The following is a 14,563-nucleotide window of genomic DNA, read 5'->3' on the forward strand; positions in this document are numbered from 1 at the left end:
CTCGACTTCTCTTGTCATTCCGGGATGGTCCGAAGGACCAGACCCGGAATCTCGAGATTCTCAGGTGCGCAATTGCGCACCATAGAGTTCGCCCTTCGGGGCGCCCCTAGAAAGACAGTGACGAGACGACCCGCACCCTCTGGCCCGGATCGAGCTTCTGCACGCCGAGAGCGACGATCCTGGCGCCCTCTTCGACACCGCTGGTGATGATGACGTCGTTGCTCTCGTAGGACTTCACCACCACCGGCTTCAGCGTCACCGCGCCGTTGTCGTCGACGACGTAGAAGGAGGGCTTACCGCCTTCGTTGAACAGCGCCGACAGCGGCAGCCGCGCGACGCGCTCGGTGGCGGCGTCCGACAGCGTCAGCGTCGCGGTCATGCCGAGCGAAACCTTGTCGTCGGCCTCGGGCAGCGAGAACTTTGCGAGATAGGTGCGCGTGGCGGTGTCCGCGGTGGGCGCGATCTCGCGCAGCTTGGCCGTATATTTCTTGCCCGGCTCCGACCAAAGAGTGACGCTGGCGGCGCCCGACTTAGCACGTCCGACCAGCGTCTCAGGGATCGCGACGACCGCTTCCTTCTCGGCAAAGCGGGCGACACGGATCGAAGCCTGGCCTGCGGCAACCACCTGGCCGGGCTCGATCAGCGTTGCGGTGACGACGCCACGGGCGTCGGCGTTGAGCGTCGCGTAGGAAAGGGAATTCTTGGTCAGCTCGACCGAGCGCTCGGCCCGGTTCAACCGTGCGCGGGCCTCATCGGCGGCGGCGCGGCTCGAATCCATCTGCGCGTCCGTGGTCCAGCCCTTGGCCTTCAGATCCTTGGCGCGCTGCTCGGCGGCGGCGGCCTGGGCCAGCACGCCGGTCGCAGCGGTCTGCTCGGCCACGGACTGCTCGGCCTGGAGCTTCAGGTCGACCTCGTCGAGGGTGGCGAGCGGCTGGCCGATCTCGACGGTCTGGCCGACCTCCACGAGGCGCTTGGCGACCTTGCCGGCGACGCGGAAGCCGAGGTCACTCTCGATCCGGGGCCTGACGGTGCCGACGAAGCTGCGCTCCGGGGTCTCTGCATCATAATGCGCAGTCGCGACCAGGACCGGCCGCGGAGGCTCGGCCTTCTCGGCGACGGTGTCATTGCACCCGGCCAGCGCCGCGGCCATCAGGGCCAGCGACACACCCGCCAAGAGCTTGGAATAGCTGGATAAAACCGACCGGACGAACATCGGAGGACACTCCTGCGACTGCAATGAGAGGAATGTCGACTAATCACTGATAAAAGTCAATAATCGTCAGTCATCAGGAAAGCCTGATCGTTAAGGGGTAGTGATCCCTGTCGCCCTGGCGAAAGCCAGGGCCCATTACCCCTGAACTCGGTTGCTGGAAGAGGCCGTCTCCCCGCGTGCCCCAAGAGGAGCCGCGGAGTATGGGCCCTGGCTTTCGCCAGGGCCACGTTGGAGGAGACAGCTCGCAGCCCGGATGGGCGCAGCGCAATCCGGGGCCTTTTGGAGCATCGTGCGCGTGGTCCCGGATTTCGCTTTGCTCCATCCAGGCTACGCAGTCGTGAGTGGTGCTTTACCGCCCCTGCCCGGCGAACTCGTGCTTGCTGTCGTGGCCGCCGACAAACACCAGGATGCCGGCGAGCAGGGGCAGCACCGCGAGCACCAGCAGTCCGGTCGAGGTCTGGCCGGTGGCTTCCTTGACCCAGCCGATCAAATACGGCCCGCCGAAGCCGGCGAGGTTGCCGATCGAGTTGATCAGGGCGATGCCGCCGGCCGCGGCCGTGCCGGACAGCCAGGCGGTCGGTAGCGTCCAGAACACGCCGAAGCAGCAGAACACGCCGATCGCGGCCACCGTCAGCACCACCATCGTCAGGGTGGGGTCGGTGAGGTAGGAGGAGACGCCGAGCGCGACCGCGGTGAGCAGCAGCGGCGCGCCGACATGCATCACGCGCTCGCGCGTCGCATCGGAATGCCGCGCCCACAGGATCATCGCGATGGTGCCGAACAGATACGGGATCGCGGTGACGAAGCCGGTCTGGGCATTGGTGAGACCGAACGCTTTCACGATCTGCGGCAGCCAGAACTGCATGCCATAGAGCGCGCCGACGAAGCCGAAATAGATCAGGCTGAGCGCGATCACCTTCGGCGAGGACAGCGCTTCGCCGAGCGACAGATGCTTCACCGCCTGCTTGGCGGCAATTTCGGAATCGAGCTTCGCCTTGAGCCAGGCCTTCTGCTCGGCCGAGAGCCAATCCGCCTTCTCCGGCCTGTCGGTGAGGTAGAACCAGGTGACGATGCCAAGCAGCACCGAGGGGATGCCTTCGATGATGAAGAGCCACTGCCAGCCCTTCAGCCCCATCACGCCGTCGAGCCCGAGCAAGAGGCCCGAGACCGGCGCACCGATCACGGTCGAGACCGGGACGGCGATGGCGAAGGCCGCGAGGAAGCGGGCACGATACTCGGCCGGATACCAATAGGTGAGATAGAGGATGATGCCGGGGAAGAACCCGGCTTCGGCGACGCCGAGCAGGAAGCGCAGGACGTAGAAGCTCGTCACGCCGCTGACCATCGCCATCAGCGCCGAGATGATGCCCCAGGTCACCATGATGCGGGCGATCCAGCGGCTGGCCCCGAACTTCTCCAGCGCCAGATTGCTCGGCACCTCGAAGATGAAATAGCCGATGAAGAAGATGCCGGCGCCCCAGGAGAAGATCAGCGGCGTGAATTTCAGCTCCGCGTTCATGGTCAGCGCGGCGAAGCCGAGATTGACGCGGTCGAGATAGGAGAAGAAGTAGGCCAGCACCAGGAACGGGATCAGGCGCCAGGAGATGGCGCGGATGGTCGAGGTCTCGATTTCCGTCTTGGCTGTGCCGGCGGAACCGGCATAGGTCGTGGTCTGGCTCATGGCTTCCCCCCGGGGTTGTTGCTTTTATGGGCTGATCCGGGGTTTTGAGCATCGCCGCGAAAGAGTCAATGGAGCAAGCAATGCATGGGGCGCAGCCGGTCAAACCCATAGCGCCGCTTCGGACATCCCTGGTCCGGGCCGGGCTGGCGCTGGTCGTGATCGCCTGCGGACTGTCCCTGCGCTGGTACGGCTTCCCGCTCGGCCTTCCCGCCTTCGTCGTGAAGTATGGCGGCTCGCTGTTGTGGGCCACGATGGTGTTCGTGCTGGTCGGGGTTTTGCTGCCAAGGCTGTCGCGGATGCAGCTTGCAGCCATCGCGGCGGCGATCGCGGTGGTCGTCGAATTTTCCCGGCTGGTGCACACGCCGTGGCTCGATGCGTTCCGGCTCACCACGGCCGGCGCACTGCTGCTCGGGCGCATCTTCTCGCTGTGGAATCTGGTCGCCTACGCAGCTGGGATTGCGTTCGGCGTCTGGATCGATCGGCTCGTTGAGAGGCGCAGCCTCGCTCAATCCGCCAGCTGAAACCGCTCGAAGCGATCGAGCTCTTCCTCGATCACACGCTTGAGCTCCTTGCGCCCCGCGGTCTTCCTCCCCTCCCCGACCCAGGTCCATTTCTGCATCAGGAGCTTCTTCGCCTGCCGGTCGGTCTTGAGATCGAGCGCGGCGACGATCTCGTCGCCGACCAGCACCGGAAGCGCGAAATAGCCGAGCTTGCGCTTGGCCTTCGGCACATAGGCCTCGAACAGATGGTTGTAGCCGAAAATGAGACTGGTGCGTTTGCGCTGGATGATCAGGGGATCGAACGGCGAGAGGATGTGGACGAGATCGGGCGATGGCCCCTCACCGCCGGCCTCCAGCACCGCGGGCGCCGCCCAATGCTCCTGCTTGCCGGCGCCGTCGATCGCGACAGGGACGAGCTCGCCGCGACGGACGCACGCACGCGGCAATCAGGCGCGCGACCGCCTTCTTGCTCGGCGCGTCGAGATGACAGACCGAATCGAGACTCACCACGCCCTGCGACCGCAGCGCACGATCGAGCAGATAGGCCGTGATGTCCTTTGCCGATGCCGGCTTCGGCAGCTTGTCCCAGCCGAAATGGCGCGTCATCAGCTCGTAGGTCTTGAGCATGCCCTGGCGCTCGCTGATGGTCACGGCGCCGGTGTAGAAGGCAAGCTGCAACGCGCGCTTCGAGGGCTTGCGGCTCTGCCACAGATGCTCCTTCTCGGTGAGCACGTCGTCCTCGATGTCGCGGATCGTCAGCGGCCCGGCACGCACCAGCCGCATCACCTTGCGCGTGTCGGCCGGCTTCACCGAGGCGAACCATTTGTGCCCTTCGCGCCGGTGCTCGCGCATCGCCGGCAGGAAGAAGCGGAAATCGTTCGAGGGGATGTAGGACAGCGCATGGGTCCAGTATTCGAACACGCTCCTGTCGACGCTCTGGGCCTGGCGCAGATCGGCGCGGCGGTAGGACGGAATGCGGCTGAACAGGATGTGGTGGTGGCAGCGCTCGATGACGTTGATGGTGTCGATCTGCACGTAGCCGAGATGAGCGGTCGCATCCGCAACGGCCTGCGCACCCTCGCCGAACGGGGTGCGCTCATCCAGCCGCTGGGCGTGCAGCCAGATCTGCCGGGCCTGTGTCGTGGTGAGTGGGATCGGTTTGGGCGCGCGTGACATTGCAGGAAGCAATGTAGCGGGATTCGCACCGGGAGAAAGCAGCGGACCAGGAGCAACAAAAGAAAATGCCGCGCTGCCATCTGCTGACAGCGCGGCCGTTCGGCATGAACGAGGCCTACTTCGCCATCATGGCCTTCTGCGACTTCATGTAATGCATGCAGCCGCTCTTCATCTTGCCGTTGCTCATGTCGGTGTTGGCCATGGCCATTTCCTTGTTGGCCACCATCTTGGCCGGCGTGTCGGCGGTGCCCATCATCATGGCCGTCGATTTCATCATGTTCTCGCCGGTGCACGCCATCATGGCGGCGGAGGCGGGGGACAACGAAAGAGTGAACGCGACAAAAGCTGCGGTCGTGAGCAACATCTTCATAGAAAAGTCTCCTCCGTAAAACGAAACCGGCGTCATGCCGGCCTTCGCAATTACGTATTCTCTCGCGCGGACGTTTCGCGGAGAAGGCAATTTTCTTGCTGCGCTGCGAAGACGAAGGGCCTCAACGGCCGTCTTTCGGCGCTCTGGGCCGATCGCTGAGGCTACCGGTGGCGATATCGGGCTCGCACGAGGCCTTGCCGCGCCCCTCCGCCTGGCAGCGATAGACGCTGCCGGTGAGACGATCGACCAGCCACATGTTCTCGTCGTTCGGCCCGTCGAGGCCGACATAGCGGGAGGTCAGGCCCGTGATCAGGGTCGACAGCAGGATCGCCACCGCGATCATCGCCGCGCCGATATAGATGGGCATGGAGCTCAGGGACACAGACCGATCCGGCGGGCCGCTGCGATAGGACTGATAATCACTCGGCCTCGGCACTGGATGGAACTCGGCTCCCCTTCGTCTGCGGTTGATGGCGAAGAACTCTGCTAGGCGTGCATCTGGCCGATTTCTTGTTCGCGAGCGGGCCCTGCGGAGACGGCTTTGCGGCCATCGGTGTGCAAGGGTTTCCAAAGCGGAAGCGGCCCGCGGGATCGAGCTGCCTTCACGCATCGCCGTTCGCCGAACTACCGCCGGAACAGGCCGCCCATCATGTGGCCGAACAAGCCGCCCGGCCCGCCCATGCCACCGCCACTGCCGTGAGCACGGCGGCCGCCACCACCGGACGCGCGGCGACGGGCGGGTTCGTCCTCGGACTCGTCGGAGGCGGTAACGCGGGCAGAGACGATCTCGGACTGCATCGCCTTGTGCTGAAGCTTGTTGAGATAGCCGGTCGTGGGATAGCCGCGCGCCGCCTGCCAGCGCTTGATCACGGTGCGGGTCTCCTCGTCGAACTTGCCGGTCGCCCTGACGTCGAAACCGAGGCCGGTGAGGCGGCGCTGCACGTCGCGGCGCTGGTTCTTGTCGAGACCGATCTGGTCTTCGGACACCTGGTCGGCCGTATCCGTGAAGGTCGCGGGATCGACGCCGGCAGTGAGGTTGCGCGTCGTCGTCGAGGGGCCGTCCTGGAGCGCGGCAATGCGGGCGAGCGCCAGCGGCTTGAAGGTGCCGTTCGGATAATTGGTGAGGTAGGCGTTGAACTCCTCGACCTTGTTGGTGTCCTTGATCGAGCGCCAGAACTCGAGCTCGACCTCGCCGGCCTGCGCGACGACGGATGCCGACGCTGCGGCATCGGGCGCTGCCATGGCCGCCGGATTGAGATAGACCGTGCCGGTGAGATTGGTGTGGCCCCAAGGCAGCTGCGCCTTGTTGGTCTCGTCGTTGACCTGGGCCCGGACCCTGGTCATCGCTTGCTGGATCTCGATGCCGGGCTGGGCGATATTGGCGAGAAGCGCGCGGGTGAACGGGCTGTTGGTGCCGGCTTCGCCGTCGAGCGCGGTCTGGCCGGGGCCGGTTGCGAACGCGATCAGCGTGCCCTCGCCCGACTTCATCTCGGCAAGGCCGCTCGCGACATTGACCGACCGCGTCGCCCTGGCCGAGCGGATCTTTGCGGCGAAGGGATTGTCGCGGCAGGCATCGAGGAACACCAGCTTCACCTTGGCATCCGCCATGGTCTGCTCCAGCGTCAGATCGACGTTGATGGCAGCGCCCAGCTTGACGTCCATCTCGGATTTGAGGTCGGCGTCGACAGGCAGCAGGTAATTGGTGCCGTTCACAGCGATGCCGTGGCCGGCATAAAAGAAAAGCGCCACATCGGCGCCTTCGCTCTTCTTGCCGAACTCGAGCAGCTTCGCCGTCATGGCGTCGCGGCTGAGGTTACTACCCTCGACCACGTCGAAGCCGACATTGCGCAGCACCCGTGCCATCGACCTGGCGTCGATCGCGGGGTTTGGAAGCTGTGGGACATTCTTGTAGGCGGCGTTGCCGACCACGAAGGCAACGCGCTTGTCGGCGAACGCCGCGTTACCGCTGAAGACGAAGGCTGCGAAGGACACTGCCGCGATCAGGAAACGCATGGTCTTTCTCCAGAGATCAAGAACCACCGACGCCCCCAGTGTGATCTCTTCCACGGAAGAGAAATGTGATTTAGATCACGTTTGGGTTGTGAAGGATCGAACCGGCCTCAAAGAAGACGCGACGATAATTGCTGGCCTGCCGAGCCTGACCTTCCCTCCGGAAGCAAAGCAGCCCGGTCGCGCACTCCGAAACGGCGCAAAGTGCGCTAGGATGAGCCCGCAGGCTCCTGCAGCCACCGTGACCAGGATCACATCGGGGGCTTTGAACCTGCCCTATGCTCGCAGCATCAAATCGTCATCAGGCGTAACAGCGAGGATACCACAATGACCCGTTTTGATAAGTTTTTTGCACTGAAGGCGATTACGCTCACGGCCGCGCTGTCAATGACGGCGGGCCTGGCACTGGCCGGCGACAACAACATCTCTTCCGACAAGATCCTGGATGCGTTGAAGCCGAAGCCGGTGACCCGCGGTCTGTCCGCCGGTCCGCAGGCCGATCCGGCGGTGCAGGCCAAGGAAGCGACGTTCCTGAACACCGTGCGCAACCGCTCGACCCGGTCGCTCTCGACCGGCGAACGCGAGCAGATCGCCGAGTTGGCTGCGACCAAGCCGAAGATCGATCTGGAGATCCAGTTCGACTACAACTCGGCCGACATCGCCAAGACGTCGGTGCCGTCAGTGCAGGCGCTCGGCAAGGCGCTCTCCGACCCGGCGCTGAAGGGCTCGACCTTCGTGGTCGCCGGACACACCGACGCGATCGGCGGCGAAGAGTACAACCAAGGGCTCTCCGAACGTCGGGCCGACACCATCAAGAAGTACCTGGTGCAGAACTACGGCCTCAACGGCACCGATCTCGTCACCGTCGGCTACGGCAAGACCAAGCTGAAGGATACCGCCAACGGCGCCGACCCGATCAACCGCCGCGTTCAGGTCGTCAACATGGACACCAAGACCGCGTCGAAATGATCTAGTGCAAGAGAAGTCCACCTTTCGAGGAAAGATCGCAAGGTGCTTGAGGCGTGCTGTCGCTCACCGGTGACGTTGCAGCGCGATTTGAAGCGGGCGCGGATAGTTCTGTTGGCGGCGGATGGGCGCAGCACCCGGTCGATCGCCAAGGAAGTTGGGGTCCAGCCGCGGATTGTCAGCCTTTGGCGGCATCGCTATGCCGACCATGGCCTTGAAGGGCTGCAAGACAAGCCGCGGCCTGGCAAGCAGCCGATCTATACGAAGACGACCGACAAGCGGATTCTGAAGCTGCTGGATAAGCCGCCACCGCAAGGGTTTGCGCGCTGGACCGGCCCCCTGCTGGCCGAGGCGCTGGGCGATGTCGATGTCCAATATGTCTGGCGGTTCCTGCGCAGCCACAAGATTGACCTGGTGGCTCGCAAGTCCTGGTGCGAGAGCAACGACCCGAACTTTACGGCCAAAGCCGCCGATGTTGTCGGCCTCTATGTCGCGCCGCCGGCGAAGGCCATTGTGCTGTGCGTGGACGAGAAGCCCTCGATCCAGGCTTTGGAGCGAGCGCAGGGTTATCTGAAGTTGCCCAATGGCCGCGCCTTGACCGGCCAAAGCCACGATTACAAGCGGCATGGCACCACAACATTGTTTGCGGCGCTCGAAGTCGCCACCGGAAAGATCATCGCGACCCACTCAAAACGCCGGCGCCGCGTCGAGTTTCTCGATTTCATGAACAGCGTCACCGCGGCTTTTCCGAACCGCAAGCTTCACGTCATCCTCGACAACCTCAACACCCATAAAAAGAACGAGGACTGGCTCAAGGCCCACCCCAACGTGCAATTTCATTTCACGCCGACAAGTGCGTCATGGCTCAATCAGGTCGAAGTATGGTTTTCCATCTTGCAGGGGCAGTCGCTCAGCGGCACCTCCTTCACGAGCCTCAAGCAGCTTCAGGAACACATCGATGCCTACGTCAACGCATACAACGACAGAGCCGAGCCCTTCGTCTGGACCAAGAAAAAGGTCCGTCAACGCCGTTTCAAAGGCCGCCGTATCACTCAGCTCTGATTCCGGGTACTAGAGCATGATCCGGACCCGGAGGGCCGCGCTAGCGCAAAGTGCGCAGCGGCTTTCCGAAAAGACCATGCTCAGACAATGAACTACAGCGCGATGACGATTCATTTCAATCTCATCGCGCTGTAGTGCCGACCCACCGCCCGCCGCCCGCGCGGCAGGCGGACCCCGGCTCAGACCGGCACCGCTGCGGCGAGTGCCTCCCGCACCAAGCGCGCAAGCTCCGCCTTGCGGTAAGGCTTTTCAAGGATCGGGGCGCCCTGCTGGACGTGACCGTTCGCCGCCAGTGTTTCGAGGGCGTAACCCGACGTCAGCAGCACGCGCATCTCGGGCCTTGCCTTGCGCGCGAGCCCTGCAAGCTCCCAGCCGTTCACGCCTCCGGGCATCACGACATCGGTGAACAGCAGGTCGATGTGCGGCGCTGCGGCGAGCGTCTGGAGCGCCTCCTTGCCGTCGACCGCGGAGATCACCCTGTAGCCCAGGCTCTCCAGGCTCATCACCGCATAGGAGCGGACGAACGGATCGTCCTCGACCACCAGCACGGTTTCGGAGCCGCTCTGCACCACCTCCTTCTCGACCGCCAGCGGCGCGCTCTGCGTCTTCGCCAGCACGGCCGGAAGATAGATCCGCACGGTCGTCCCCAGGCCCGGCTCTCTGTAGATCGTGACATGGCCGTTGGATTGCTTGACGAAGCCGTAGACCATGCTGAGCCCGAGCCCACTGCCCTTGCCGACCTCCTTGGTGGTGAAGAAGGGCTCGAACGCCCGCTCCAGCACCCGCCTCGGCATGCCGGAACCGGTGTCGGTCACGGCAATCACGATATACTCGCCCGGCCCGACGTCGGGATGCGTGTTGTGATCGCCCACATCGAGCGATGCGTTCGCCGTCGAGATGGTCAGGCGCCCGCCTGATACCATCGCGTCCTGAGCGTTGAGCGCGAGGTTGAGGATCGCCGATTCGAGCTGCACCGGATCGGCGAAGGCCTGCCGCAGCGCAAGAGAATTCTACCGGGGCCTATGCACGCGAGCGGGCACTAGATCCAGCTCTGGAACAGCATCAGCCGGTTGAAGCTCTGCATCGACGTTCCGATAAGGCTGCGGAGATCGGCAGCATGATCGCAAATCCGATCGCGGCGAGGCCGACATAGGCCCAAAGCAACCAGCGCGGCAGGCCGTTCCGGCGCAGCACATAGACCAGCGCAAGCGACGCCGCTGTCGCGGCCGGCAGATAATAGTAGATGAAACCCAGCGTGCGCGGCAGCAGCGCCCAGGCGAGCCACGGGCCGAAATAGAACGCCGCGATCAGGAACGCGTCCCAGCGGCGCGCGACGACGACGTCGCGCAGCACGATCGCGAGCGCGGCCAGCGCCGGCCACAGCACCAGCGGGTTGCCGAGGAAGACGATAGCCGACACGCTGTCCTCCGCCGTCTTGTCGAACAGGAACCACACCGGACGGGCGAGCAGCGGCCAGGATGGCCACGAGCTCATGTAGGTGTGGCCGGCGATCGCAGTGGTGGTGTTGTCGGCAAAGATCCGGCGCTGCCCCTCGATCAGATCGGGCAGCGACAATCCATAAAGCGGAATGAAAGCGGCAAGATATGTCATCGCCGGCAGCACCGCGAAGCAGAGCGCGACATGCGGCGCCCTGAAGTCGGGCCAGAGGTCGGGCCGATACCAATCGTCCGGTCTTGCGTCGGCGAACAGCGTGCGCCAGCCCTGCATCAGGCGGATCACCGCGACGATGACGATGCAGATGCCGAGCGGAAACAGGCCGCTCCATTTGCAGGCCGCAGCACAGCCGAACAGGCTGCCCGCGAGCGCGAACAGCGCATGCGGCCGTTCCCTGCGAAAGCCATGCATGAAGGCGGCGGTCGCGAGCAGTCCGAAGCCGAGCGCGAAGATGTCGAGCATCGCGATGCGCGCCTGCACGTAGAGCATCTGGTTGAAGGCCGCGATCAGCGCCGCGGCGACCGCGGGCCCTTGCGCGGCAAACAGCGCGAGGCCGCACAGATAGATCGCGACGATCGCAAGCGCGCCGAACAAGGTCGCCGGATAGCGCCAGCCGAGCGCGTTATCGCCGAACGTCGCAATCGACGCGGCGATCAGCTCCTTGGCCAGCGGCGGATGCATCGGATTGAGCATCGGCTGCGACATCACCGGCGCAAGCATCTGCCGCGCCGCCGGGACGTAATGCACCTCGTCGAAAACGAACTTCTCCGGCGCGGTAAGACCGATCAGCAGCGCCAGATGCGCCATCAGGAAAATTGCGACAGCAATCACTGCGCTCCGCGACATCTTCGGAACCGCAGGCAATTCAAGCGGCTTTTGTGGGGATGTTTTGCGTGGCAAATCTGCTTCACCGCGGAGAAAACTATGGATGACGCTTTTCATTGAACGCATTCTGCCGCAACTGTCACTAAGCATAGCGCATGTCCCGCGCCGCTTGTGATAATTTCGCCACATCGCAAGCGCGCGCGATCCGGTACGATCAGGGACACATCGATCGGTTGCGAAATGAATTTGCGTTTCTGGCTTTTCCTCTCTCTGTTGTCGGCCGCAGTGTGCGCGGCGCCCTGCGCGCAGGCGCAGACGCGCGTCGGCGAAGCCGTCGTGATCCAGAACGAGGTGGTGCGCGTCGCCGCGACCACGACGCCGATCAGCGTCGGAGACAGCATGCTGCGCGACGAGACCGTGCGCACCGGCGCCGACAGCGCGGCGCGCTTCGTCATGGCCGACAGCACCAATCTGTCGCTCGGTCCCAGCGCCACGCTGAAGCTCGACCGCACCGTCTTCAACGACGAGCACAGCTATCGCGACGTCGCGATCCGCATGACGACAGGCGCATTCCGCTTCGTCACCGGACATTCCGAGAAGACCGCCTACAAGATCACGACGCCGCTCGCGACCATCGGCGTGCGCGGCACCACGCTCGACATCCTGTCCCAGCGCGGCCGGTCCGTCGTCGTGCTTCAGGACGGCGCGGCCAGCGTCTGCACGACGAGCTTCCAGTGCGTGCAGCTCACCCAGCCCGGCGATACCGCGGTCATCACCTCGACGGGCGGCAAGGTCAGCATCACCAAGACCAACACGCCGCCCTGGACCTTTGCCGCGACCTGCGCCGCGAATGCCGGGCTATGCTCAGTCAACCAATATGCCAACGCCTCGCCGACCATCACGCCCGCCGTCCATGACGACGGCATGCTGTGCGGACGGTGACGATGGCGAAACTCCACCTGAGGCGCTTCATTCTCGCCGGCGTGCTGACCGCAATGGCTGCGTTTGCGCTCGTCGCGTTCGATGCCCGTCCAGCGGCTGCGCAGGCGGCCTGCGAGTCCGAGTGCGGCGAACCGACGCCCACCCCGTCACCGACATATTCGCCCTCGCCGGCGCCGTCCCCGAGCCCGTATCCGTCACCGAGCCCGTATCCGTCGTCGAGTCCGTATCCCGCGCCGAGCCCGACGCCGACCGGCGCTGACTCCAGCGGCAACTCGATCGGCGGTCTCGCCAACCAGCGCTTCAACCAGATGATCACCAACCGGGTGCTCGGCACGGTGCTGCTCGGCGTCAACGAGCAGGTCAATTGCAGCGACTGCATCAGCGCGTTCGGCTCGGCCGGCTCGTTCTCGGCCGGCATCCACGGCCGCAAGGAGCTGACCAACAATCTGTCGCTGCTCGCCGGCATCGCCTACACGCAATACAGCGAGGGTGGCTACAACATCACCAGCGCACCGATCGGCGCCTTCGCGCTGCGCTATGATTTCACCGATTGGGGCTCGTCGCGCCCGTTCTTCGACATCGGCACGATCCTGACGCCGTGGGAGAAGGCGCGCTACACCCGCAGCTACAACACCAGCCTCGGCCCGGTGAGCGTCACGAGCTCCACCAACGCCTCCAACTACGCCGTCTACGGCCGCGCCGGCTGGATGAGCCGCGTCTCGCCGCGCGACGAGGTCGCCGCCTCGATCGAGGTCTGGCAGCTCTGGCAGCGCGTGTCCGGTTATTCGGACAGCGCCGTGGCGTTCAATCCGTTCGACGCCACGATCGCGACCGGCACCGACCGCACCAGCCTGGTCAAGATCGGCGGCCAGTGGACGCATCTCTTCGGCAGCAACATCGAGGCCAACATCAACGGCGGCTGGGTGCAGGCGTTCGCCAGCCATAGCGGCATCGTCGCCACCGTGACTGGCGACGGCATGGTGGTGCCGACCATGGGCAACCAGGGCTGGTTCGAATATGGCGGCCGCCTCGGCTTCCGCGTGCAGAAGGGCTGGATCGTGGACCTCTTCGCCAACGGCACGCTGGGTCCGCAGCCGGTGGGGAACACCATCCACGGCGGCGTGGGGCTAAGGATTAATTATTAGCGGCGGCTTGGTACGCGCAGCCCCGGTCTCGTAGGGTGGGCAAAGCGCAAGCGTGCCCACCACTCCTCTCTCAACTGGGGACAGATGGTGGGCACGGCGCAATAGCGCCTTTGCCCACCCTACAGCACCTGTGCCGCCGTCATGCCGCCGACTTGCCCTCGAACGCCTGACGCAACACGGCGACGTCGAGCTTCACCATCTTCATCATGGCCTGCATCGCGCGCGCGGCCGCGGCCTTGTCGGGGCTCGTAAGGAATTCGAACATCACCTTCGGCACGACCTGCCAGGCCACGCCCCAGCGATCCCTGAGCCAGCCGCACTGCTCTTCCTTGCCGCCATGGGCGATGAAGGCGTTCCAGACGCTGTCGACCTGGGCCTGGTCGTCGCAATGGATCATCAGCGAGATCGCGTGGGTGTACTCCATCTTCATGCCGCCGTTGAGCGCGACCAGGGGCTGCCCGGCCACCGTGAACTCGACGACGAGCACGGAGCCTGTCTTGCCGGATGGGCCGTCCGAAACGTTGCGCTGGACGTGCGTGATCTCCGAATTCGGAACGAGCGAGACGTAGAACTTCGCGGCTTCCTCGGCATCGCCGTTGAACCACATGCAGGGCACGAGCTTGGACATGGAGAACGCTCCTCTTCAGGTTTTCAATGCTCTCGGATTTTCGATCAGGCGTTCGCCATCTCGGACTGCGCGGCGAATGCCGCGAGGTCCATCCAATTCACACCCCACATATGGCCATCCGGATCCTCGAAGCTGCGGCCGTACATGAAGCTGTACTCATCCTTCGGGCTGGGATCGGCCACCCCGCCCGCGACCTCGGCCTTGCCGACGATGGCGTCGACTTCGTCGCGGCTGTCGGCCGACAGGCAGAGCAGCACCTGGTTCGAGGTCTTCGCATCCGCAATCGGCTTGGGTGTGAACTGGCGGAATTTATCGTGGGTCAGGAGCATGGCGAAAATGGTCTCGGAGAAGACCATGCAGCTCGCCGTATCGTCGCAGAACTGCGGGTTCCTGACCGCGCCGACCGCCTCATAAAAGGCCGTGGCGCGCTTGAGGTCGGTCACCGGCAGGTTGACGAAGATCATCTTGGGCATCGGAAGCTCCTTGGGCGGGGTTCTGCCCAAGGACGGACAGACAGACGGCCATCCGACACGGCTTCCGGATATTTTTTTCAGGCCCGCCTGCCGTAGTTCTGTCGCACAGAACCGGCA

General features: G+C 64.3%; 13 protein-coding genes and 2 pseudogenes. 5 read left to right on the forward strand and 10 right to left on the reverse strand.

Features of this window, described 5'->3' with window-relative positions; genetic code table 11:
• Window positions 1-106 precede the first annotated feature (106 nt).
• A complete protein-coding gene (locus ACFLEY_RS35565) occupies window positions 107-1,213 on the reverse strand; it encodes an efflux RND transporter periplasmic adaptor subunit (RefSeq protein ID WP_011085209.1) in 1,107 nt (368 codons plus the stop codon).
• Window positions 1,214-1,562: 349 nt separating this feature from the next.
• Window positions 1,563-2,894, reverse strand: coding sequence for an MFS transporter (locus ACFLEY_RS35570; protein WP_060910809.1), 1,332 nt, complete (start codon window positions 2,892-2,894; stop codon window positions 1,563-1,565).
• A gap of 80 nt (window positions 2,895-2,974) precedes the next feature.
• On the opposite strand from ACFLEY_RS35570, the gene ACFLEY_RS35575 reads away from it, so the two are divergent.
• Complete coding sequence (locus ACFLEY_RS35575; protein WP_060912950.1) at window positions 2,975-3,415, forward strand: DUF2809 domain-containing protein; 441 nt, start codon at window positions 2,975-2,977, stop codon at window positions 3,413-3,415.
• Here the strand turns inward: ACFLEY_RS35575 and ACFLEY_RS35580 are convergent.
• The 4 genes and pseudogenes from ACFLEY_RS35580 to ACFLEY_RS35595 form a co-directional block, all read right to left on the reverse strand.
• A pseudogene (locus tag ACFLEY_RS35580) lies at window positions 3,400-4,570 on the reverse strand (winged helix-turn-helix domain-containing protein). The gene ACFLEY_RS35575 and the pseudogene ACFLEY_RS35580 sit on opposite strands and share 16 nt — an antisense overlap.
• 115 nt (window positions 4,571-4,685) lie before the next feature.
• Window positions 4,686-4,940: a hypothetical protein gene (locus tag ACFLEY_RS35585; RefSeq protein WP_060910808.1), complete on the reverse strand. Its 255-nt coding sequence runs from the start codon at window positions 4,938-4,940 to the stop codon at window positions 4,686-4,688.
• Between the two features lie 121 nt (window positions 4,941-5,061).
• A complete protein-coding gene (locus ACFLEY_RS35590; protein ID WP_060912949.1) occupies window positions 5,062-5,307 on the reverse strand; it encodes a hypothetical protein in 246 nt (81 codons plus the stop codon).
• A gap of 257 nt (window positions 5,308-5,564) precedes the next feature.
• A complete protein-coding gene (locus ACFLEY_RS35595) occupies window positions 5,565-6,953 on the reverse strand; it encodes a caspase family protein (RefSeq protein WP_060910807.1) in 1,389 nt (462 codons plus the stop codon).
• Between the two features lie 324 nt (window positions 6,954-7,277).
• Between ACFLEY_RS35595 and ACFLEY_RS35600 the strand changes: the two genes are divergently transcribed.
• Window positions 7,278-7,919, forward strand: coding sequence for an OmpA family protein (locus tag ACFLEY_RS35600; RefSeq protein WP_011085204.1), 642 nt, complete (start codon window positions 7,278-7,280; stop codon window positions 7,917-7,919).
• 42 nt (window positions 7,920-7,961) lie between these two features.
• Window positions 7,962-8,978 (forward strand): IS630-like element ISRj1 family transposase, encoded by a 1,017-nt coding sequence (locus ACFLEY_RS35605; protein WP_082756064.1) that lies wholly within the window; start codon window positions 7,962-7,964, stop codon window positions 8,976-8,978.
• Between the two features lie 179 nt (window positions 8,979-9,157).
• On the opposite strand, the gene ACFLEY_RS35610 is transcribed toward ACFLEY_RS35605, so the two are convergent.
• Window positions 9,158-9,952, reverse strand: coding sequence for an ATP-binding protein (locus ACFLEY_RS35610; protein ID WP_309142084.1), 795 nt, complete (start codon window positions 9,950-9,952; stop codon window positions 9,158-9,160).
• A gap of 65 nt (window positions 9,953-10,017) precedes the next feature.
• A pseudogene (locus ACFLEY_RS35615) lies at window positions 10,018-11,447 on the reverse strand (phospholipid carrier-dependent glycosyltransferase).
• A gap of 51 nt (window positions 11,448-11,498) precedes the next feature.
• On the opposite strand from ACFLEY_RS35615, the gene ACFLEY_RS35620 reads away from it, so the two are divergent.
• Together ACFLEY_RS35620 and ACFLEY_RS35625 are read left to right on the forward strand one after the other, a co-directional pair.
• On the forward strand, window positions 11,499-12,200 hold the full coding sequence (locus tag ACFLEY_RS35620) for a FecR domain-containing protein (RefSeq protein WP_060910805.1): 702 nt from the start codon (window positions 11,499-11,501) through the stop codon (window positions 12,198-12,200).
• 2 nt (window positions 12,201-12,202) lie between these two features.
• Window positions 12,203-13,345, forward strand: coding sequence for a hypothetical protein (locus ACFLEY_RS35625; RefSeq protein ID WP_060910804.1), 1,143 nt, complete (start codon window positions 12,203-12,205; stop codon window positions 13,343-13,345).
• A gap of 139 nt (window positions 13,346-13,484) precedes the next feature.
• Here the strand turns inward: ACFLEY_RS35625 and ACFLEY_RS35630 are convergent, their stop codons facing one another.
• Complete coding sequence (locus ACFLEY_RS35630; RefSeq protein WP_011085196.1) at window positions 13,485-13,973, reverse strand: VOC family protein; 489 nt, start codon at window positions 13,971-13,973, stop codon at window positions 13,485-13,487.
• Window positions 13,974-14,017: 44 nt separating this feature from the next.
• A complete protein-coding gene (locus tag ACFLEY_RS35635; protein ID WP_028175078.1) occupies window positions 14,018-14,446 on the reverse strand; it encodes a VOC family protein in 429 nt (142 codons plus the stop codon).
• Window positions 14,447-14,563 lie beyond the last annotated feature (117 nt).

The sequence above is a fragment of the Bradyrhizobium sp. YCK136 genome (genome assembly GCF_044570075.1).
GTDB classification, from domain to species: Bacteria; Pseudomonadota; Alphaproteobacteria; order Rhizobiales; family Xanthobacteraceae; genus Bradyrhizobium; species Bradyrhizobium diazoefficiens.